This is a genomic window from Actinoplanes flavus (assembly GCF_017592555.1).
Taxonomy (GTDB): Bacteria; Actinomycetota; Actinomycetes; order Mycobacteriales; family Micromonosporaceae; genus Actinoplanes; species Actinoplanes flavus.
Map to the genome: position 1 here is coordinate 17,009 of NZ_JAGFNS010000015.1, position 21,006 is coordinate 38,014.

Annotated in this window: 15 protein-coding genes and 2 tRNA genes; 6 read left to right on the forward strand and 11 right to left on the reverse strand. The window is 70.3% G+C overall.

Translation table 11 applies throughout. The annotated features are described in order from the left end of the window. Window positions 1–14: 14 nt before the first annotated feature. The 3 genes from J5X75_RS22635 to J5X75_RS22645 form a co-directional block, all read right to left on the reverse strand. Window positions 15–221, reverse strand: coding sequence for an MbtH family protein (locus J5X75_RS22635; RefSeq protein ID WP_208469499.1), 207 nt, complete (start codon window positions 219–221; stop codon window positions 15–17). Window positions 222–258: 37 nt separating this feature from the next. Beyond that, entirely contained in the window at window positions 259–1,200 is a 942-nt protein-coding gene (locus tag J5X75_RS22640; RefSeq protein WP_208469500.1) for a TauD/TfdA family dioxygenase, read from the reverse strand. 66 nt (window positions 1,201–1,266) lie between these two features. Next, the gene (locus J5X75_RS22645; RefSeq protein WP_208469501.1) at window positions 1,267–2,115 is read right to left on the reverse strand and encodes an AfsR/SARP family transcriptional regulator; all 849 of its coding nucleotides are present in this window, start codon (window positions 2,113–2,115) and stop codon (window positions 1,267–1,269) included. 238 nt (window positions 2,116–2,353) lie between these two features. Between J5X75_RS22645 and J5X75_RS22650 the strand changes: the two genes are divergently transcribed. Genes J5X75_RS22650 through J5X75_RS22665 form a run of 4 tightly spaced genes read left to right on the forward strand, consistent with a single transcriptional unit; the run spans window position 2,354 to window position 5,542 of the window. Next, entirely contained in the window at window positions 2,354–3,349 is a 996-nt protein-coding gene (locus tag J5X75_RS22650; protein WP_208469502.1) for a hypothetical protein, read from the forward strand. Between the two features lie 30 nt (window positions 3,350–3,379). After that, window positions 3,380–4,378 (forward strand): 2,3-diaminopropionate biosynthesis protein SbnA, encoded by a 999-nt coding sequence (sbnA, locus tag J5X75_RS22655; protein WP_208469503.1) that lies wholly within the window; start codon window positions 3,380–3,382, stop codon window positions 4,376–4,378. A 19-nt stretch (window positions 4,379–4,397) separates the two neighbouring features. Continuing rightward, window positions 4,398–5,366: an ornithine carbamoyltransferase gene (locus J5X75_RS22660; RefSeq protein WP_208469504.1), complete on the forward strand. Its 969-nt coding sequence runs from the start codon at window positions 4,398–4,400 to the stop codon at window positions 5,364–5,366. A 5-nt stretch (window positions 5,367–5,371) separates the two neighbouring features. Then, window positions 5,372–5,542, forward strand: a complete 171-nt coding sequence (locus tag J5X75_RS22665) for a hypothetical protein (protein ID WP_208469505.1) — start codon at window positions 5,372–5,374, stop codon at window positions 5,540–5,542. Between the two features lie 45 nt (window positions 5,543–5,587). Here J5X75_RS22665 and J5X75_RS22670 read toward each other — a convergent pair whose 3' ends face one another. Continuing rightward, complete coding sequence (locus J5X75_RS22670) at window positions 5,588–6,715, reverse strand: hypothetical protein (RefSeq protein ID WP_208469506.1); 1,128 nt, start codon at window positions 6,713–6,715, stop codon at window positions 5,588–5,590. Window positions 6,716–6,946: 231 nt separating this feature from the next. Between J5X75_RS22670 and J5X75_RS22675 the strand changes: the two genes are divergently transcribed. After that, window positions 6,947–7,624 (forward strand): 4'-phosphopantetheinyl transferase family protein, encoded by a 678-nt coding sequence (locus J5X75_RS22675; RefSeq protein WP_208469507.1) that lies wholly within the window; start codon window positions 6,947–6,949, stop codon window positions 7,622–7,624. A 64-nt stretch (window positions 7,625–7,688) separates the two neighbouring features. Here J5X75_RS22675 and J5X75_RS22680 read toward each other — a convergent pair whose 3' ends face one another. The 3 genes from J5X75_RS22680 to J5X75_RS22690 form a co-directional block, all read right to left on the reverse strand. Then, a complete protein-coding gene (locus J5X75_RS22680) occupies window positions 7,689–10,460 on the reverse strand; it encodes a helix-turn-helix transcriptional regulator (RefSeq protein WP_208469508.1) in 2,772 nt (923 codons plus the stop codon). A 98-nt stretch (window positions 10,461–10,558) separates the two neighbouring features. Then, window positions 10,559–12,244, reverse strand: coding sequence for a 2-isopropylmalate synthase (locus tag J5X75_RS22685; protein WP_208469509.1), 1,686 nt, complete (start codon window positions 12,242–12,244; stop codon window positions 10,559–10,561). A gap of 31 nt (window positions 12,245–12,275) precedes the next feature. Next, a complete protein-coding gene (locus J5X75_RS22690; protein WP_208469510.1) occupies window positions 12,276–12,632 on the reverse strand; it encodes a hydroxyisourate hydrolase in 357 nt (118 codons plus the stop codon). Between the two features lie 214 nt (window positions 12,633–12,846). On the opposite strand from J5X75_RS22690, the gene J5X75_RS22695 reads away from it, so the two are divergent. Continuing rightward, entirely contained in the window at window positions 12,847–13,002 is a 156-nt protein-coding gene (locus tag J5X75_RS22695; protein WP_208469511.1) for a hypothetical protein, read from the forward strand. Between the two features lie 69 nt (window positions 13,003–13,071). On the opposite strand, the gene J5X75_RS22700 is transcribed toward J5X75_RS22695, so the two are convergent. The 4 genes from J5X75_RS22700 to J5X75_RS22715 all read right to left on the reverse strand — a co-directional run bounded on the left by J5X75_RS22700 (window position 13,072) and on the right by J5X75_RS22715 (window position 20,958). Further along, entirely contained in the window at window positions 13,072–16,110 is a 3,039-nt protein-coding gene (locus J5X75_RS22700) for an AfsR/SARP family transcriptional regulator (RefSeq protein ID WP_208469512.1), read from the reverse strand. Between the two features lie 546 nt (window positions 16,111–16,656). Continuing rightward, window positions 16,657–16,733 (reverse strand) — tRNA-Met (locus J5X75_RS22705). Between the two features lie 1,128 nt (window positions 16,734–17,861). After that, window positions 17,862–17,935, reverse strand: a tRNA-Met gene (locus J5X75_RS22710). A 62-nt stretch (window positions 17,936–17,997) separates the two neighbouring features. Further along, window positions 17,998–20,958: a UPF0182 family membrane protein gene (locus tag J5X75_RS22715; protein ID WP_238488916.1), complete on the reverse strand. Its 2,961-nt coding sequence runs from the start codon at window positions 20,956–20,958 to the stop codon at window positions 17,998–18,000. Window positions 20,959–21,006: the final 48 nt, after the last annotated feature.

Here is a 21,006-nt window from a genome sequence, read left to right on the forward strand (position 1 = left end):
GAACGGATCGGATGTCAGGCGGCGGCCTGCTCGGCCATGCGGCGGCGCAGGCTGGCCGGGCGCATGTCGGTCCACACCGTCTCGATGTGTGCCAGGCACTCGTCCTGGCTGCCGGTGAAGCCCTCGGCGGTCCAGCCGGCGGGCAGGTCACGGTCGTTCCACCAGATCGAGTACTGCTCCTCGTCGTTGCGGACGACGCGGTGGGTGTTCTGCTCGGACATCTGAACTCCTTGTTCGAATCTCTTGCCTACGGATGGGTCAGTCGGTCATCGCGACGAGCACGCGGCGGCTGCCCGTGAAGGACCGCCGGCCGTGCGCGACCAGCAGGTTGTCGAAGACCATGACGTCGCCGACCCGCCAGTCGACGTCGACCGCGTTCTCCAGGCCACGGTCACGGACCTGGATGACGTACTCGTCGGGGATGGTGCTGCCGTCGGCGAACGTCACGTACTGCGGCAGTTCCTCGGGCGGCAGGATCTGGGCGAGCGCCTTGGCGGTGTCGTCGCCGAGGGCGGCCGGGTGCCACTGGTCGGACTGGTTGAACCAGACCTCGGTCCCGGTCACCGGGTGCCTGGTGGTGGACGGGCGCGGCTGCTCGACGTGCAGGCTGCCGTCCCTGCGCCAGGTCCACTCGGCGCCGGCCGTCGACAGGTAGTCGTCGACCGCCGCCCGGTCCTGGGTCTCGAACGTGTCCTGCCAGCTCTTGCCGAGGCCCTGGCCACCGTGCAGGTTCTGGGTGTAGCGGACCCCACCGGCGAACGCCTCGCGCACCTCGGGGTCGAGCGACTCGAGCCAGAGCGCGGCGTCCACCAGCGGAGTCGCGCCGCCGGTCTCCGCGGCGATCTGGCAGTAGAACGCCAGCCGGCTGGGCCAGCTGGTGGCGTACGACATCTCGTTGTGCATGGAGATGGTGAACTCGGACGGGTACTCGGTGGAGGTGTAGAGGTTCGACCCCACCTTGGTGCGCGGCGAGTTGCCGTTGACGTACGCGAGCCGGCGCGGCAGCAGCCGGTCGAAGACGCCGTCGAGTTCCTCGGGCCGCACTCCGAAACCCCGGAAGACCAGGGCCTTCTCCCGTACGAGGAGGTCGTCGAGCTCGGCGCCGAGGGCGTCGAGGTGGTTGATGAGGGCCTCGGTCGTCGCCGCGGCCCCGATGTCCTGTGCCGTGATGTCCAACGGCTTCCAGCTCTGCCCGGCCATCGAAGCGGTTCCTTCCCTGTGGTGGCTGAGGTCGTGCGCAGCGTCCCGCGGCGGGCTATAGCCGCCCTATACGTGTTTCAGCAGGTGAAGGAGGCCGGGCATGCGGAACTGGCTGGCGCCGCGGTCGACGGCGACCTCCTCGACCAGCCGGGCCTCGAGCAACATGTCGAGCACCTGTTCGGCCGTCACCAGCGAGGAGGGCTCGTCGAACACGTCGCTGAGCAGCACCTCCTGGTAGGCGTGGGTGAGCGCCTCGCCCGGGTTCACGCCGAGCTGGTCGGCGAGGGTGCGGCGGGCCCGGTCGTAGGCGACCAGGGCCTCGGAGCGGCGGCCGGCCCGGTGCAGGGCCAGGACCAGCTGGGCCCGGAACCGTTCGCGCAGCGGATAGCGGGCCACCAGCTCGGTCAGCTCGGGGATGATCTCCAGGCTGGCGCCCAGGTCCAGCTCGGCGTCGGCCTTGCGCTCGCAGGTGAGCGCGTACGCCTCGTCCAGCCAGGGCAGATGCCGCTCGGACAGCGGCTCGGCCACGTTGGTGAGGGCGGGGCCACGCCACAGCGACAGCGCCTCGCGCAGGGCGTCGACGCCACCGCGCGCGGCGAGCTTCTCGAAGGCGAACAGGTCGACGGCGGCGTCGCCGATGTCGAGGGTGTATCCGGCGTGCTCGCGCACGATCTTCACCTGGAAGTCGAGGCGCTTGCGCAGCCGGGAGACGTACGTGTAGATCTGCGCGTCCACCGTCGCCGGCGGGTCCCAGCCCCACAGCAGGGCGCTCAGTTCGCCGTGCGGCACGACCTTTCCGCGCGCCAGCAGCAGCGCCGCGAGAACAGTTGTGATCTTGGAACCCGGCAGCAGGACACGACGTCCGTCGCGCCACACCTCCACCGGTCCCAGGACTCGAAACTCAAGGTCACTCACGATTCCACCTCCGCACCCGGCACGAGGCCGGGGTACAGCCCCCGTTGGTTTCCTTGATGGGAGGTTCATTCACGCGGGCCGGCGAATTCCACAGGAGACGGCGGAGATAGGGGTCGCTGGAACGGCGTACCGGCCCCCTCAGGGGTGCGGTGGAGATAGGCAAAGTATCGAAGCCCACCGGATGCTCGCCCCGGTCTGGTCTGCCCCGGCGACCACCCGAAAATGGAGTGAGGAGAACATGCCAGGCGAAAGCATTCGTTTCCTGAACCGCGCCGACGTCGCCGTCTGCCTGTCCAAGATGGACGCGACCGAGGTGGTCGCCCAGACACTTCGCGATCACACGCTCGGCCGTACCGAACTTCCCGCCGAGGGCTATCTGAGCTGGTCCAACAGTGTCGGCGCGTACAGCCGGGCGATCGCCATGCTGGGCGCCGTGCCGTCCGGCGGCGCGATGTCGTACGGCATGAAGCTGATCAACGCATCGGTCAGCAACCCGGCACGCGGCCTGGAACGGGCCGGTGGGCTCAGTTTCGCCTTCGACCCGGAGACGGCCCGTCCGGCCGTGGTCGCCGAGGCCGGGCTGCTCAGCGCCGTCCGTACCGCCGCCTACACCGTGGTCAGCCTGCGCGAGCTGGGGCCGGAGTCGTTCGGCGAGGTGAGCTTCATCGGCACCGGCACGCTGGCCCGGGTGCACCTGGACGCGATCACGGCGGCGTTCCCGGCGGTGCGCCGGGCCTACGTCCACGACCTCGATCCGGCACGCGCCGCCGCGTTCCGGGACGACCTCCGGGGCCGGTCTGGGCTGGAGGTCGTGGTGGTGGACAGCGCCGAACGGGCCGCCGGCGCCGCCCCGGTGCTGATCACCGTGACCACCAGCAACGACCCCTACATTCCGGCCCGGTGGTTGACCGCCGGCCAGTTCGTCGCGCACGTGTCGCTCGACGACCTCACCGAGGACGCCTTCCGGTCCGCCGAGGGGATCGTCGTCGACGACCGGGAACTGATCCGGGAGAACCCGCGCCGGATCATGGGCCGCCTGCTCCAGGAGGGCGCCGTCGGCGACCCGCCCAGCCTGGGCGAGGTGCTGATCGGCCGGCGGGCCGCGCGGCGGCCGGACCGGGGGTACGTGATCAGCAACCCGTTCGGCATGGCGGTCCTGGACGTCGCCCTGATCCACGCCGTCGCCGGCGTCGCGCGGGAGACCGGCGGCGGGCAGCTCCTCGACCTGCTCTGATCCGCATCATCCGACCCTTGTGGAGCTACCATGATCGTCGAATCCGCGCTGGACATGACGTTTCCCGACGTCTTCCTGGAGCTGTCCGGCTTCCTTCCGGACAGCCGCCTCTATCTGAAGATCGAGGCGATGAACCCGGCCGGCTCGATCAAGTTCAAGCCGGCCCTGGCCATGCTCGACGACCTGGAGCAGCGTGGCCTGCTCCGGCCGGGCAGCCGGATCATCGAGTCGTCCTCCGGCAACCTCGGCATCGCGCTGAGCATCGTGTCCAACGCCCGGGGATACCGCTTCACCTGCGTCACCGACATGAACACCGCCCCGGCCACGATCGAGCTGATGCGGGCCTACGGGGCGCACGTCGTCGTGATCGACAAGCGGGACACCAACGGCGGCTACCTGTCGATGCGCCTGAAATACCTCCAGGACCGGGTCCGGGCCGATCCGGCGCTGGTCTGGCCCAACCAGTACGCCAACCCGATCAACACGATGGCCCACTACCACACCACGGCGGCCGAGATCCTCAAGGAGTTCCCGGAGGTCGACGCGGTGTTCGTGGGCGCCGGCACGACCGGGACGCTGACCGGCTGCGCACAGTACTTCGCCCGGCACCGGCCGGAGACCAAGGTGTTCGCCGTCGACATCGTCGGGTCGACCACGTTCGGGACGCCGCCGGGCCGCCGGCACATCCCGGGCCTGGGCACCAGCCGTACGCCCGCGATCGCCTCCCTGCAACACGTCACCGACCTGGTGATGGTCTCCGAGCACGACGCCGTACAGGCCTGCCGGCGGTTGCGTGACAGTCACTGGCTGCTCGGCGGCGGCTCGACCGGCGCCGTGCTCAGCGGGGTGGCGGCCCGCGCCGGGATGCTGCGCCCCGGTTCGGTGGTCGTGGCGATCAGCCCCGACCTGGGCGACCGCTACGCCGGCACCCTGTACGACCCCGGCTGGCTCGCCGAACGCGGACTCGACCGGCCCCCGGCGCCGGCCGGCCTGCTCGAACCCGCGGGCTCCTACTCCGACGCCCACTGACCAGCACACGGAGGAACCCATGTCCCTGTCCGAAGCCTTCACCGGGTTGCCGCCCCGGCGCGACCCGCGCGGGCTGCTCTCCCTGGCCGACCTCACTCCGGACCGGCTGGCCGCGCTGGCCCACCGTTCCGTCGCGTTCTACCGTGATCTCACCGCACACCGCGATCCGCTGCGGGGGCTGCTCGTCGGTGTGGTCTTCACCCGTACCTCCACCCGGACCCGGACCGCGTTCACCGCGGGCGTCGAACGGCTCGGTGGCCGGGCGGTCGGCTACGGTCCCGGTGATCTCCAGACCAACACCGGCGAGTCGCTGGCCGACACGGCCCGCATGTTCGGGCTGATGCTGGACGGCATCGTCACCCGTACCGCCGGGCCGCTGGCCGACATGCGGGAGCTGTCCGCGGAGAGCGGGCTGCCGGTGGTCAACGCGATGGCCGCCGAGGAGCACCCGACCCAGGGTGTCTGCGATCTGGCCACGATCCTGCTGCACCGCGGCTCGCTGGACGGGGTGCGGGTGCTCTACGTGGGTGAGGGCAACAACACGGCGACCGCGCTGGCCCAGGGGCTCAGCAACTTCGCCGACGCCCGGCTGCACCTGCTCACCCCGGACGGCTACGGGCTGCCCGAGGACGTGCTGAAGGAGACCACCGCCCGGGCGTCCGGCAACGGCGGTTTCGTCACCGAGTCGCACGACGCGTCAGCCGTGCCGGCCGACGTCGACTTCGTCTACACCACGCGCTGGCAGACCACCGGCACGAGCAAACCCGACGCTTCGTGGCGGGAGACCTTCCGGCCTTTCCACATCGACGAGACATTCCTTTCCGGTACGCCGGGAGCGCTCTTCCTGCACGATCTGCCGGCCCATCGGGGTGAGGAGGTCTCCGGCGCCGTCCTGGACGGGCCCCGTTCGGTCGCGTGGTCGCAGGCGCGGATGAAACTGTGCAGCGCGATGGCGGTGCTCGAGTACGCGTTCGCCGGGCGGGACTGATCGCCGTGGGCGCGGACGATGCGGTGACCCGGATCGCCGGCCTGCTGCGCTCGGCCCATTCCCTGCGGGTGCGTTCGGCGATGCGCCGGGCCGACGAGATCCTCGCGTCGGTGGCGCCCGCCGACCGGGCCACGGTCCTGGACCGGGCCATTCACCTGGCCCTCCGCGACCGCTGAACAGGACGAGGGGCTCACCCGTGCGGTGGGCCCCTCGTCGTGTGCTCAGCCGAGCGCGCCGGTCACCCGGAACACCTGCGGGCCGGTGAGGGCCAGCTTGCCGGCCGCGTCACGGCCCTCGGCGACCATCCACAGCCCGCCGCCCGGGATCGGCTCCAGGGCCTCCACGTTCGTGGTGGTCGGGAACGGCCCGGCGATGCCCTGCCAGGCCGAGCCGGTCCACTTCCGCAGCGCGCCGCCGGGGATCTTGTCACTGCTCCAGCGCGGTTGCAGGGCCGCGTACCAGTCGGCGCCGTACTTCACGACGCCGGTGCGCCAGACGCCGCCGTCGGTGCCGGCCGGGTCACCACAGATGTCGGTACGGGTGAAGTCGCCCCCGGTCGAGCGCAGCGTGATGCCACACATGGGCCCGGTACCGCCGGTCAGCTTGGTGCCGGTGATCCACAGGTCGCCGGGCGCACCGTTCACCACGCTGCCGCGGCCGGCGCCGTCCGGCATCGGCACGGTGGTCCAGGTCCGCCCGTCGAAGCGGGCGGCGTTCATCCGGAACGTGTTCACGGCCGGGTAGGCGGTGCCGACCACCCAGACCTCGGTGTCGCTGATCCTGCGGACCGCCTCCGGACTGTTGGTCCTGCTGGCCTCCGGCAGCCGGGCGAACGTCCAGGCGGCGCCGTCCCAGTGCCCGGCCGCCGCGTGGAAGCCCCCGCCGGTCCGGTCCCGGCCGGCGACCCACACGTCGTCGGGTGCGACGACGTGGACGGCGTCGGTCTGGAACTTCACCCCCGGCGCGGAACGCTCGGTCCAGGCCGAGCCGTTCCAGTGGTAGGCGGAGAAGGTGTAGTCGTTGCCGGTGGCCGCGAAGCTCCACTGGTCGGACGGCGAGCTGCCGGCGTAGGACGGCGTGCCGCCCGCCGCGTTGGGCGGCACCACGAGCTCGGTCCAGGCCGAGCCGTTCCACTGGAAGATCTGGTTCCGGACGGTGCACTCGAAACAGATCTGCGGCTCGGTCCCGGCGTACATCAGCGCGGAGTCCGCGCCGAAGACCTGGATCCGCGCCGAGGCGATCTTGCGATATTCCCCGAGTGGCACCGGGACGGCCTGCCAGGAGGCCGCCGCGGCGGGCTGCTGGACGACGCCGACCAGGCCGGCGGTCAGGAGCAGAGCGGCGGCCACGATACGAGAGGTTCGACGGATCAAGAGGGTCACTCCCCACGTGAGGTGTTGGAGCGCCCAGTGTCGAATCCGGATCTATCGGTGTTTTATATCCGCCGCCCCTAGCCGGCGGCAGGGTACCCCGGCTCCCGTTCCGCGCCGCCGGACCGGCCCTTAATGTGGATTCATGTCCATTGTCGAGAAGGTTGGGCCCCGTCCGCCGGCGTGCGCCGAACCGGTATCGGGGACGTCATGATCGAGACCATCCTGCCCGGCGCCGTCACCGCGGTCGACACCTTCACGGACCCGCCTCAGGCGACCCTGTTCCCCGAGGAGGAGTCGCTGATCAGCGCCGCCGTGCACAAGCGGCGTGCCGAGTTCACCACCGGGCGCTGGTGCGCGCGCCAGGCGATGCGGCGGATCGGGCACCGCCCGTCGGCGATCCTGCCCGGCCCGCGCGGCGAGCCCCGCTGGCCCGCGGGTCTGGTCGGCAGCATCACCCACTGTCCGGGGTACCGTGCCGCTGTCGTGGCGCCGACCGCGCGCGTCACCACGGTCGGCATCGACGCCGAGGTGCACGAGCCGACGCCGCCCGGCGTGCTGGAGGCGGTCTCCCATCCGGAGGAGCGCGAGCACCTCGCGGCCCTGCGGCGCGACCATCCCGGTGTGCACTGGGACCGGCTGCTGTTCAGCGCCAAGGAGTCGGTCTACAAGGCCTGGTACCCGCTGACCGCGCGGTGGCTCGACTTCGAGGACGCCAGCGTCACCTTCCACCCGGCGACGGCCACCTTCACGGCCCGGCTCGAGGTCACCGGGCCGCGCCTGCACGGCGCCGACCTGACCGGTTTCACCGGCCGCTGGGTGATCGGCGACGGCCTGCTGGTCACCGCCATCACCATCCTGGAGCCGGCTCTGGCCACCGCCGCCTGAACACCGACGACGAAGGAACGCCCGGCCTCTTCGGCCGGGCGTTCCCCGTCGGTGCGAGCGGCCCTCAGCCGGTCACGATGTGGTCCCGCACCAGGTGCGCCGGCAGATCGGTACGGCGGGTGACGTTCAGCTTCCGGTAGATCCGGGTCAGGTGCTGCTCCACGGTGCTGATCGTGATGTACAGCTTCTTGGAGATCTCCCGGTTCGTGTACCCGTCCGCGGCCAGGACGGCCACCCGCCGCTCGGCCTCGCTCAGCGTCGCGGCCGGGGTGGACGGCGCGACCGCCTGCGCCCTGCCGTCGTCCGTGCCGGCGGGCCGCGGGTCCAGCGCCGCCAGCAGCGGCTCGGCCTCGATCTTCTCGACCAGGGCACGGGCCCGCTGGGCGATCATGCCGGACCGCCGCGGCTCGCCCAGCGCCTGGAACGCGTCGGTGAGGTCGACCAGCGCGCGGGCCTGCTCGTACTCGTCGGTGGTCTGCAACTCCACGGCCTGGCGCAGGAACATCGGGCGGTGGCGCAGCTCGCCGGCCGCCGCGTACAGGCGCATCGCCATGCCCTGCACCCGCGGGTTCTCCTTGCCGCAGCGGTGCAGCTGCTCCTCGACGAGCTTGTGCGCCCGGTCCGGGCGGCCCAACCGCAGCAGCGCCTCGGCCGCGTCCACCCGCCACGGGACCAGCCCGGGCGTGTCCAGCTGCCACTTTCCGGCCAGCTCGCCGCAGTACTCGAAGTCGCGCAGCGCCAGGTGCAGCTGCCCGATCGCCATGCTGTAGCGGCCGCGCGCCTGGAGATAGTGCAGGCCGTACCGGGTCTGGAACATCTCCTCCGGCACCGGCTGGTCGAGCTGCTCGCGGACCAGGTCGTAGCGGCCCATCGCGGTGGCCGCGATCATCATGGGCGCCGCCACGGAACCGATCGCGACACCCCAGCTGGTCGGCGGCATCACCTCCAGGGCGAGCCGCGCGTGGCGTACCGCGGCCGGCAGGTCACCCACCCGCAGCGACACCTCGGCGCGGATCGCCGACAGGCGGGCCAGCCGGCTGGGCGCGCGCCGGGTGACGGCCTCCTCGACGAACAGGTCGCACCAGGACGCCGCCTGGTCGAACCAGCCGCCGTAGGTGAGCGCCAGCAGCGCGCTCTCCACGGTGTCGAGGCTCATCTCGTCCAGCCGGGAGTTGTGCAGGATCCGGCCGACCGCGGTGGCGATCTTCTCGGACGGGCCCCGGGTGAGGACCGTGGCCAGCGCGGACGCCGCCTCGAGCCGGTGGCTGGAGGCGACCGTCGACACCGCCGTGGGCCGCTCGGCGGGCTGGCGCAGCAGGGCGAAGAACGACGGGTACGTCGAGCGCAGCAGCGGCCGCGCGATGGCCAGCTCGGTGAGGCTCTCCTGGTCCAGGTCGTCGCCCGCCTCGTTGAGGTGCTCGAACACCGACCGCGCGTCGGTGAACCGGCCGTCCCACAGCAGCGCCTTGGTCAGCGCCAGGGCGTCGCCGCCGCGCAGGTGGCCCCGGCGCAGGGCCGCGGTCAGTTCGGGCAGGTAGCCGGTCGAGGTGCCCGGGTTGATCCGCCAGGCGGCCCGCAGCATGGTCGTCATGATCTTCGCGCGGTGCTGCTCGTCGCCGCAGGCCTGCCAGGCCAGCCGCAGGTAGCGCATCGCGGCGTCGACCCGGCCCTCGCGCAGCGCCCAGCGGGCGGCGTCCTCGAGCACCGGGACGGCCCACCGCTCCTCGGCCCGTCCGGCGCCGAGCAGCTGGTCGGCGACCACCCGGCTGGGCGCGCCGCCGTGGTGGGCCAGCACCGCGGCCCGCCGGTGCAGCTCACACCGCTCCTCCCCGTCGATCTCGGCGAGCACCGCGTCGCGGGCCACCGGGTGCCGGAAGTCACCCTGGTGCAGGATGCCGGCGGCGGTCAGTGCCCGTACCGCCTGGCCGATCTGTGCCGTCTCGACACCGATCAACTGGTCCAGGAAGCCGGCTCCGGGCAGGATGGCGGCGCCGCGGGCCACCCGGGCCAGGCGCGGGTCGGCACGGTGCAGGCAGGAGACGATCGCCCGGGCGTAGTGGCCGCCGGCGACCGGCTCGTCGTCCGGGGCGCCGCCCTCGGCGAGGATCTGCCGGTGGTCCTCGATCAGGCCGGCGACCAGCAGCGGGTTGCCGCCGCTGAGCTGGTGCCAGCGGACCGCGACGCGCTCGGCGTCGTCGTCGGCCAGCACGCCGGCGGCCATCCGCCGTACGCCCTCCGCGGTCAGCGTGGCGAGCGTGAGATGCGCGCCCTGCGGGGGCCGGCTCAGCGCCTCCAGCTCGAGAGCCGGCTCGTCCGGGCGCCCGTGCCCGGAGTGGCTGAACACCACCAGCAGCGGCGCGAACCGTGCCCGCCGGGCCAGGTAGGACAGGCACAGCACGGACGCCGGGTCGGCGAGGTCCAGGTCGTCGACGACGATCACCAGCGGATAGCGCTGCGCCAGGTCGAGCAGGACCGCGCAGAGCCCGTGCACGATCTGCGGGTCCAGCCGGGCGGTGCCGTCCGGCCCGGCCGGGATGCTCTGCGCGCCCTCGTGCAGCAGGTCCATGGCGCGCCGGCTCTCCTCGGCGACCAGTGGGGCGTCCATCAGCAGCTGGCCGAAGACGCCGAGCGGCAGGTTCCGCTCGGCGCGCGAGCCGACCGCGGTGATGGCCAGGCCGTTCAGGTCCAGGACCCGTTCGGCGAACGTGTTCAGCAGTTCGGTCTTACCGGTGGCCACGGAACCCGTGACCATCGCGACCCGTCCCTTTCCGGCGACGGCGGCGGCGAGCATGCCGTCCAGCACCGCCATCGCGGCGTCCCGTTCCACCAGTTCCATGATCTTCCCTCGTTAGCGGTATCGACCGGTGACCCGAACGCTACGGGTGCTCCTTGTCGATGCGTTATCTCCTGGTTATCGCCTGTGACCTGGGGATATCAGCTTGCTCGGGCGAGCGGTACGGTGCCGCGCGGCCGCTCGGCGGCACGGCCCAGCCGGGCCGCGGCGGAGCGGACCGCCGCCAGGATCGCGGTCTCCACGTCGTCGTCGACCGCGACGCCCCACAGTGGCCGGTCGCCGGTCCGCAACTCGGCGTAGACGCCGGTCCCACCGGTGTGCGCCAGGCCGGTTCCGGTCCGGTGCACGGCCCGCAGATCGATACGCCAGGCCGCGAGGCGGGCCTTGACCCGTTCCACCGCGTCCGTCCGGACCGCGCCGACCTCGAAGGCGGCACCGTCGACGTGCACCACCACGGACACCCCGGGCGGCGGCAGCGGCACCGGCAGCAGCGGCCGGGTGACGTACTCGCGGGTGAACAACTCGACGATCCGGTCGGCGCTGATCGGGCCGCCCTCGGCGTCGGCGCGGGCCTGCACCAGCGCGGCGAACTCCAGCTGGAGGTCGCGGGGCATGTTGAGGCCGAGGTGGGAGCTGATCACGTACGCCACCCCGCCCTTGCCGGACTGGCTGTTGATCCGTACGACGGTCTCGTAGGTGCGCCCCACGTCGCCCGGGTCGATCGGCAGATAGGGAATCTCCCAGGCGGCCGCCCCGGTGCGCTTGCGCTCGTCGAAGCCCTTCTTGATGGCGTCCTGGTGCGACCCGGAGAAGGCGGTGTAGACGAGGTCACCGGCGTACGGATGCCGCGGGTGCACCGGGATCCCCGTGCACTCCTCGACGACCCGCCGGACCTCGTTGATGTCGGAGAAGTCGACACCCGGGTCGACGCCCTGGCTGAACAGGTTGAGCGCGAGGGTCACGAGGTCGACGTTGCCGGCCCGCTCACCGTTGCCGAGCAGGCATCCCTCGATCCGCTGGGCCCCGGCCAGCATCGCCATCTCGGCGGCCGCCACGCCGGTGCCCCGGTCGTTGTGCGGGTGCACCGACAGGCAGACGTGCTCGCGGCGGCTCAGCCCGCGGTCCATGTACTCGATCTGGTCGGCGAACACGTTGGGGGTGGCCCGTTCCACCGTGGTCGGGAAGTTGAGGATGATGGGGCGGCCCGCCTCCGGTTGCCACACGTCCATCACCGCCTCGCAGACCTCCAGCGAGAAGTCGAGCTCGGTGTCGTTGAACAGCTCCGGCGAGTACTGGAAGCCGAGGTCGCAGCCGGCCAGGGTGCGGTCGGCGTATTTCAGCATGAGCCGGGTGCTCTGCACCGCCAGTTCCCGGCACTCGGCCCGGTCCATGCCGAAGACCACCCGGCGGAACTGCGGCGAGGTGGCGTTGTAGATGTGGATGGTGGCCCGCGGCGCGCCCTCCAGGCTCTCCACGGTCCGGCGGATCAGCTCGTCCCGGGCCTGCACCAGCACCGAGATCCGGACGTCGTCCGGGATCAGGTCTCTCTCGATGAGCAGCCGCAGGAAGTCGTGGTCGTCCCGGCTCGCGACCGGGAAGCCGACCTCGATCTCCCGGTAGCCCATCGAGGTGAGCAGCTGGAACATCCGCAGCTTGCGCTGTGGGCTCATCGGGTTGGCGAGCGACTGGTTGCCGTCGCGCAGATCGGTGGAGAGCCACCGTGGGGCCGAGGTGATGGTCCGCCCCGGCCAGGCACGCTCCGCGTTCGTCACCGGCGCGGCCGGCCGCACGTACTTCTCCACCGCCCGCCGAAACTGTTCCGACATGACTCTCCCTGATTTCCGCAAACGGGACCGCTCAGCCCCGGAATCCAAAATCCATCGAGTACGAATAGGGCGCGAGCCGGACCTGGATCCGGCAGTCGTCGGACTCGTCGGCCAGCCGCACCACGACCGACACCTCCTTGTAGGCGGTGCTCAGCCCGAGCATCGCGAAATAGGCGTCGCTGTCGAAGACGATCTGGTACGGCCCCCGGCCGAACCGTTCCGCCGTCCAGTCCTTGATGCAGCCGTCACTGTCGGTCTCGGCGTCGTCGATGGTCAGCCAGTCATCGAGCTCGCGACCCAGGTCCGAGATCTTCCGCTGGAGGCGGACACGTACACCGGCTGCCGGCCGTCCGTAGACGACGTCCACTGCTTGCGCGGAGATACTCATGAGGCTTCACCCTGCCGTCGGATCCGTGGCGTCACCGCCCCTTGACGCCATCCTCGGTTATCGCGTTATCGTCACGCATTCTCTTCGTTATCGCCGGGCCTGCGGCCGCGCATAAATCATTTGATAACTGGCCGATAGGGGGGGTCCATAACGTCTTCGGTGTCGACACGGAATGCACCGGGTCGGAAAATCCCTACCGAAGGATGACTTCATCATGCGCTCTTTCGCCCGCTTCGCCCTGGCCGCCGTCGCTGGAATCGCCTTCGCCGTTCTCGGCGCCGGCGCCGCGCAGGCCGACGACACGGCGACGCCGGACACCACTCAGACCACGACGACGGTTTCGACCATGGGCATCGAACCCTGGAACTGAAATCGAACTCGGCAGCAAAAAGGGAAAGGCGTCCGGACGGATGCCTTTCCCTTTTCGTGTGCGGACCGATCAACCGATGTTGCATCGCCCGTTCACCCGCGCGAGCATGGTCAGCACGCTCTCCTCCAGCACCGGGGCGCGCATCTCGCGGAACATGCCCCGGGCCCGTTCCAGATGGGTGATCGCCGTCTCCCGGTCCCCACTCGCGAGCGCCAGTTCGCCGAGCCGGTATTCGAATCTCGCCTCGAGAATCGGCTTGCCGCTGGTGGCCGCCCGCTCCCGGCCGGTGGAGAGGGCCACCCGGGCCGCCGCGTGGTCCCCACCCGCCAGGTGCGCGGCGCCCAGTCCGAGCAGCGTGTACGACTCGCCGATCACATCGCCGAGATCCCGCGTCGCGGTCAGCACGTCGTTGAAGACCGCCACCGCCTCGTGCACGTCGCCGGCCTGGAGATGGGCCTGACCGAGCCGGTACAGCGCCTGCGCCTCGATACGCCGGCTGCCGGACCGGCGGCTGACCTCGAGCGACTCGACGAGCAGGGCGGTGGCCTTCGCCGGCTCCCCGCGATCCAGCTCGACCTGCGCCATGTTGTGTAGGACGTGCGCGGTCGCTGTCACGTCGTCGACCCGGCGCAGGACCGTGAGCGCCTGCTCGTACCGGTGGTAGGACTGACCAAGCTCGCCGTCCATCCGGTCCAGATAGGCGAGGTGCCGGTTCGCCGCCGCGGCGCCGTGCTCCTCGCCGAGCGCCTCGAACAGCGCCACGGCGTCGTCCAGGTACCGGCGTGCGTCGGAGAGCCGGCTCTCCACCACGCTCAGGGAGCCCATCGAGTACCGGATCACCGCCTGGCCGAACCGGTCGCCGGCCTGCTGAGCGGCGGCCAGCGCGATCTCGTTGGTCTCCCGCCAGTCGCTGAGGTAGTCCCGCGACTCGAACAGCGTGACCGCGGTGATCGCCAGCCCCCAGGAGTAGTCGGCGGCGCCCACCTTGGCCGCCTGGCGGATCGCCGCCACGATGCACTGCCGTTCCCGTTCGAACCAATCGAGCGGGTCGCTCAGGATCCGATCGGTGGCCCGGGGCGGAAGCGGCCAGCGCGCCGCCCGGCTGTGCAGCGGATTGCCCTGCCCGTTGAACTTCTGGTGTGCCTCCTCGGCGAGATAGAGCATCCCGCCGAACGCGCGCCGCAGCGCCGCGGTCCGCTCCGCGAGCGGTTCCTCGGCGGCCAGGCGCTCCCGGGCGAAGACCCGGATGAGATCGTGCATCCGGTACTGCCGGTGCCGGCTGTGCTCGGTGCCGACGGTCTCCACGAGCTGCGCGTCCACCAGTTCGTCGAGCAGGTCGTGCGCGTCCGGCAACGGCTCGTCCAGAAGCGCGGCGCAGACCCAGGCCGAGAAGTCCGGGCAGTCGACCACGGCGAGCAGGCGGAACAGCCGCCGGGCCGGCTCGCTGATGTTGTCGTAGGTGATCGAGATGCTGACCCGTACGCCCATCGCGCCGTGGTTGAGCTCGTCCAGCCGGCGCGACTCGTTCTCCAGCCGGTCGACCAGGTCCTCGACCGTCCAGTGCGGGCGCGCCGACAACCGGGCGCCGGCGATCCGCAGGGCGAGCGGCAACCGTCCGCACAGCTCGATCAGCGCCTCGGACGCCTCCCGCTCGGCCCGGACCCGGTCGTCGCCGGCGATCCGGGACAGCAGGTCGAGGCACTGCGGCGGGTCCAGCACGTCGATGTCGACGTGCACCGCGCCGGGCAGGGCGCCGAGCCGGCTGCGGGTGGTGATCAGCACGGCGGTACGCGGATTGCCCGGCAGCAGTGGCAGCACCTGGGCCTCGGAGCCGACGTTGTCGAGCACGACCAGCATGCGACGGTCGGACAGCAGCCCGCGGTACATCTCCGCGCGCTCCTCCAGCCCGTCCGGGATCGAGGTGCCGGCCACCCCGAGCGTCCGCAGGAACCGCTCCAGGATCTGCATCGGGCTGACCCGGTCGGAGCTGCGGCCGTGCAGGTCGGCGAAGAGCTGCCCGTCGGGGTAGCGGGACGCCAGCCGGTGGGAGACGTGGACGCCGAGCGCCGTCTTGCCGATGCCCGGCTTGCCGGCCACCACGATGATCGGCACGGCCAGCTGGTCGGTGTCCGCCGCGGCCATCGCCAGCTGCAACTGGATCGCGTCGATCTGCCGGCTGCGGCCGGTGAAGTCGGCGATGTCGGTGGGCAGCATGCACGGCACCGGCTGGCCGGGACGGGCCGCGGGCACCGGATCCGGAGGCGCCCGGATCGGCTCCGGCTCACCGGCCACGATGCCCAGCGACGGCACCTCCGGCCCCGGTACGGCGATCGGCGCGGCGACGGTGACCGCCTCGGGTGCGCTGAGGTCGGCGTCCGAGGTGAGGATGGAGCGTTCCAGCTGCTGCAACCACTCGCTCGGCTCCAGGCCCAGCTCGTCGATCAGCGTGCGGCGGGCCGCGCGGTAGGCGTCCAGCGCCTCGGCCTGCCGCCCGGAACGGTAGAGCGCCAGCATGAGCTGGCCGCGCAGCCGCTCCCGCAAGGGGTGGGCGGCGACCAGTCCGACCAGTTCCGGGATCACCTCGCGGTGCCGGCCCAGCTCCAGGTCGTACTCGATGCAGTCCTCGTTGACGGTGAGCCGCCGTTCGGCGAACCGGTCGGCGACCATCCGCAGCGGCTCGCTGTCCAGCCCGTCCAGCGCTTGACCGCGCCACAGGCCCAGCGCCTCCCGGTACCGGGCCGTCGACTCCTCCCGGCGACCGGCGTTGCCGGCGGTCCGGGCCTCCTGAACGAGCCGTTCGTACCGGTGCAGGTCGATGTCGATCCCGGTGGGCACGAGCACGTACCCCTGATTTCGGGTGGCGATGGCCTTGGGATGGCCGTGCGTGCCGAGCAGCCGGCGCAGCGCGGAGACGCAGATCTGCACCTGGACCCGGGCGCTGGAGGGAAGGCTCTCGCCGTAGACCGCCTTCATCAGGCGGTCGATGGAGATGACCGTTCCGGCTTCCAGAACGAGACTGGCCAGAACGATCTGCTGACGGTTACCGCCGATGTCGAGTCGATGACCGTCGACGACCGCTTCCAGCGGTCCCAGTACATGAAATTCCACGCGCGCCCCTATCGCCGGCCGGGTGGAAGTAGAAGCGCCGTTATATTTCCTATCTGCCCCTTTCTACCGATTGGAGCTACGGCTCTCGGGCCGAAGGCGGGTCTCCTGTTGAGTCGTGTCCGCAAGTCTCTGTCCCCCATGAGTCGCCCCGAGCCTACGAACTATCCGAAGTGGTCGCCACCTCCTGCCCACTAATCGGATACCAACGGGCCAAGACATAGTGCCCGATCTATCGGTTGCGTCCATTGGGGACGCACCCACGGCAGGTCGGCGGCACGAATGCGGCCACTCTCATGGCATTCCCACAGGAACGTACTGAGCTGCGATTTCGACGATGCGCAGGGGTTACGGCAGCGTTACCGACTGATGTCGATCATGAAAAGGGAACGAGGCTCTGGCGACTTTCCGACAGGGGAGGCACCCATGAAACGAATACGCATTCACTTGTTCGCGCCTTTCCCACCCACACCGGAATGGACAACGAACGGATCAAGCCCCGGAGAAACGGAAAACGCGGCCCGTCTGCTGACGAACCGCGTTTTCCGTTGGTAGCGGGGACAGGATTTGAACCTGCGACCTCTGGGTTATGAGCCCAGCGAGCTACCGAGCTGCTCCACCCCGCGTCGGTAGGTAAAGCTTAGCCCGTCCCCCGCGAGACCCGCACACCACCCCCCGGATGCCGCCCGCCCACAACGCCAGAGCACCAGGCCAACCCACCACGACCAGCCCAAACACCACCCGAACCCGACCGCCGCGACCACCCGGACACAAGTCACTGGAGGAGGGCACCCGGGATGGTCGTGGTTGTCGGCTTCGGTTGGTGCGCCGCCGAGTCACGCTTGCGGAAAGCCGGATGAAGCCGACAACCGCGACCAACCCTGACACCGGAACGAACCCAACAGCCTTGACCACCCCTGACACCGAACGAACCCGACAGCCCTGACCATCGCTGACGCCAGGTGAAGCGGACAGCCATGGCTACCCCGAATCGCCGTGACGACGACCCTGCCGCGGCCTACGCGCTTCTCTCCCGCTTTCCTTTCCGGTACGGGCTCCCCCGCCCCGCCGAATCCTGGCCGCCCCGCCGGCTCCACGCGAGCCACTGCCGCTCCAGCCAGTGCCGCGCCCACCGGGCTGAGCTCCGTGGTCCAGCCTGACCGGGCGGCTGGCGCCGCACGGTCCGACCCGGGCGGCTGGCGCCGCACGGGTCCCCGGGTCCAGCTGGTCGTGAGCGCTGCCTCGAAACAGCCACACACCCAACCAAAGAGATCCACCCACCCAACAACCGCACCCGTCGCGCAAGCCCACCACCCAACTGGCCCTGAGCGCCGCCTCGAAACAGCCTCACACCCAGCCGAACAGATCCACCCACCCAACAACCGCACCCGCTGCCCAAACCCACCACCCAGCCGGCCGTGAGCGCCGCCTCGAAAGAGCCACACCCAGCCAAAGAGATCCACCCACCCAGCAACCGCGCTCGCTACCCCAGCCCACCACCCAGCTGGCCGTGAGCGCCGTTTTGAGGGCCTTGAGGCAGCGCTGAGAGCCAGCCGGACCACCGAGCTGGGCCCGGGGTCGCGGCACGGGCTCGACCCGGCAGGTGTTCGCGGGAGGCCGCAACACGGGCAGGAATCGCCGGGGGCGGCGTAGCCCGTACTGGAAAGAGCGCCGCGCGGAACACAGCAGAGGCCGGGGAAAAGGAGAAGGGCCTGTGTTCGCGGTTTCCGCGAACACAGGCCCTTCTTCACTCGTAGCGGGGACAGGATTTGAACCTGCGACCTCTGGGTTATGAGCCCAGCGAGCTACCGAGCTGCTCCACCCCGCGTCGGTTTCTTAACCCTAGCGCACCGACTCCGGGGGCCGCAAAACGGCCCCCGGAGACGATCGTCACCCGCCCGACGTTCCCGACGGGCTGGCGGCGGTGGACGGGCTGGCGGCCGTGGACGGGCTCGGCGACGCGCTCGGCGCGGCACCGGGCTTGCTGGCCGCCTGGAAGCGGGCCATCGCCTCGTCGAGGGCCTTCATCGCCTCACCCTCCTTGACGAAGTCACCGGCCTGCCTCGCGGCGCGCAGGTCCTCGATGGCCTTGTCGACGTCCGCGGCCGCCTGGGCCAGCTCGGCACTGATCTCGCCGGGCGGCTGGTTGGGGGTCGTCGGGGTGGTCGGCGTCGTCGGAGTGCCGCCGGTGCTGGGCGCGCCCTTGCCGAGGGCCGCGAGGGCTTCGAGGCCCTTGGTGAGGTTGTCCTCGAGGACGACGTAGTTGCCGGCGTCACCGTAGGAGACCAGCACCTTCTGGAGCAGCGGCGCGGTGCTGGCCTGGCTGTCCCGGACGTAGACGGGTTCGACGTACAGGATGTCGTCGGCCAGTGGCAGCGAGATCAGGTTGCCGTAGAGGACCGTGGCCTGACCGGCACGGGTGAGCAGGGTCAACTGGTTCGAGACGCGGGAGTTGTTGACCATCCGCTGGTGCACCTGGACCGGACCGGGCACGACCGTGTTGTCCGGCAGCTCGAGAATCTCGAGCCTGGGTTGCCCGTCGACGTAGGAGCCGGAGATCAGGGCCGCCATGTTCTCCCGGTTGGCCGGGGTGACGCCGGAGGTCAGCTGGAACCGGGTCTCCTCCTGCTCGGGCAGCTTGACGTTCAGGTAGAACGGCGGCTGCTTGCCGCTCTGCGGCGAGTCCGGAGCGTTCGGGACCTGCCAGAAGTCGTCGCCGGAGAAGAACGTCCGCGCGTCGGTGACGTGGAACTTGGTGAGCAGGTTGCGCTGCACCTTGAACAGGTCGGCCGGGTAGCGGAAGTGCTCGGCGAGCGCCGCCGGGATCTGGCTCTTCGGGACGATCAGGTCGCCGCCGAACGCCTTGTTCCACGCCTTGAGGACCGGGTCCTGCTCGTCGAACTCGTAGAGCGTCACGGTGCCGTCGTACGCGTCGACGGTCGCCTTGACCGAGTTGCGCATGTAGTTGACGTCGTCCTTGGCCAGGGCGAAGGAGCCGGTGCCGGTCAGTTCGTCACGCGTCTCGGTGGCCAGGTTGATCTTCTGGGCGTACGGGTAGGTCTTCGCGGTCGTGTAACCGTCGAGGATCCAGGTGATCCGCCCGTTGACGACGGCCGGGTACGGGTCGCCGTCGATGGTGAGGAACGGCGCGACCTTGGCGACCCGCTCACGGGGCTCCCGGATGTACATCAGCCGGGAATCCGCGTTGACCGCGTCGGAGAGCAGGAAGTTGCTCTCGGTGTTCTTGATCGCGAAGACCATCCGGCGGAAGAACGACCCGATCTCGACGCCGCCCTTGCCCTCGTAGGTGTAGAGCACGTCGCCGCTGCTGGCGTTCTGCTCCTGCGGCCGGTCGAACTCGACGTTCTTCGTCTTGTCCTCCTGGCCGACGATCACGTACTCGGTGGACTGCTCGCCGTAGTAGATCCGCGGCTGCTCCGCCTTGATCAGGTCGGTCGCCTCGGCACAGTCGGTCTGGCCCTGTCCGCCGCCGCCGAGGAAGCCGGAGACGAAGTACGGAAGGCCGGTGCCGCAGACCCGGTTGGCCGGCGCCGCCACCAGGCCGTAGCCGTGGGTGTAGACGGTGTGCCGGTTGATCCAGTTGCGCTGCTGGGCGGTGAGCTTGTCGTCGTTTATCTCGCGGGCGCCGACCACGTAGTCCTGGCTCTTGCCGTCGATCGTGTACCGGTCGACGTCGAGCTTCTCGCCGAAGTCGTAGAAGCCACGGGGCTGCTGGGACTGGGTGAACGCCTGGGAGACGAGCTGCGGGTCGACCAGCCGGACGTTCTGCGCGCTGGTGTCGGCAGCCAGCGTCTCCGGTGGCCGGGCGCTGCGTGCCGCGTACTGCGTGACGTCGGTGTTCTCCAACCCGAACGCCGCCCTGGTCGCTTCGATCGACCGTAGGATGTAGGGCGACTCCTTGTCCGAGAGGCTGGGCTTGACCTGGAAGTTCTGCACCGCCAACGGGTAGATGCCACCGATCGCCACGGCCGAGATGGCCAGCAGGGCCAGCGAGACGCCGGGCCAGACCAGGTTCCGCATCACCGCGTTGGAGAAGACGATGATCGCGATCGCCACCACGATGGAGATGTAGGCGAGGATCTCCTTGGCCGGCAGCAGCGCGTTGACATCGGTGTAGCCGGCGCCGTAGAGATCCGGCGACACGTGCTTCTCCAGCAGCAGGGCCCGCCGGTCCAGCACGTAGGCCACCGCCTTGAGCAGCACGAAGACCGCGACCAGGGTGGTCAGGTGGGCGCGCGCCGCACCGGTCATCCGGTCGCCGACACCCTGGAGGCGCACGCCGCCGAAGATGTAGTGCACCGCCAGCGCGCCGAGCACCGACAGCACCACGGCCGTGAACCCGAGCCCGAGCAGGTAGCGCAGCCACGGGTACTCGAACACGTAGAACGAGATGTCGACGTTGAACTGCGGGTCCGGGACGCCGAACGGCTCGCCGTTGCGGAACAGCATCCAGTCGCTCCACCGGCTCTGCGCGGAGAGGCCCGCGAAGAAGCCGATGACCAGGCCGGTCACCGCGATCCACAGGCCCAGGCGGGGTGCGAGGATCATCCGGTAGCGCTCGAGGGTGGCCTGTTCGGCGGAGTGCGGGCGCAGCAGCGGCCGCAGACGGTATGCCAGGTACAGGTTTCCGGCGACGATCAGCGTCATCACCGCACCGACCGCCACGAACAGGACGAGGCGGGTCAGCAGCACTCCGGAGAAGACGTTCGTCTTCTGGACCTCGGAGAACCACAGATAGTCGGTGTACGCGTCGATACCCCAACCGAGCAGCGTGAATAGGACGAAGACCCCGACCAGGACGCCGACGGTGACGCGACCGCGCCGGCTCATCCTCGGTAGAGGACTGTTACGCATGACCACGTTGGCTCCACACTTCCT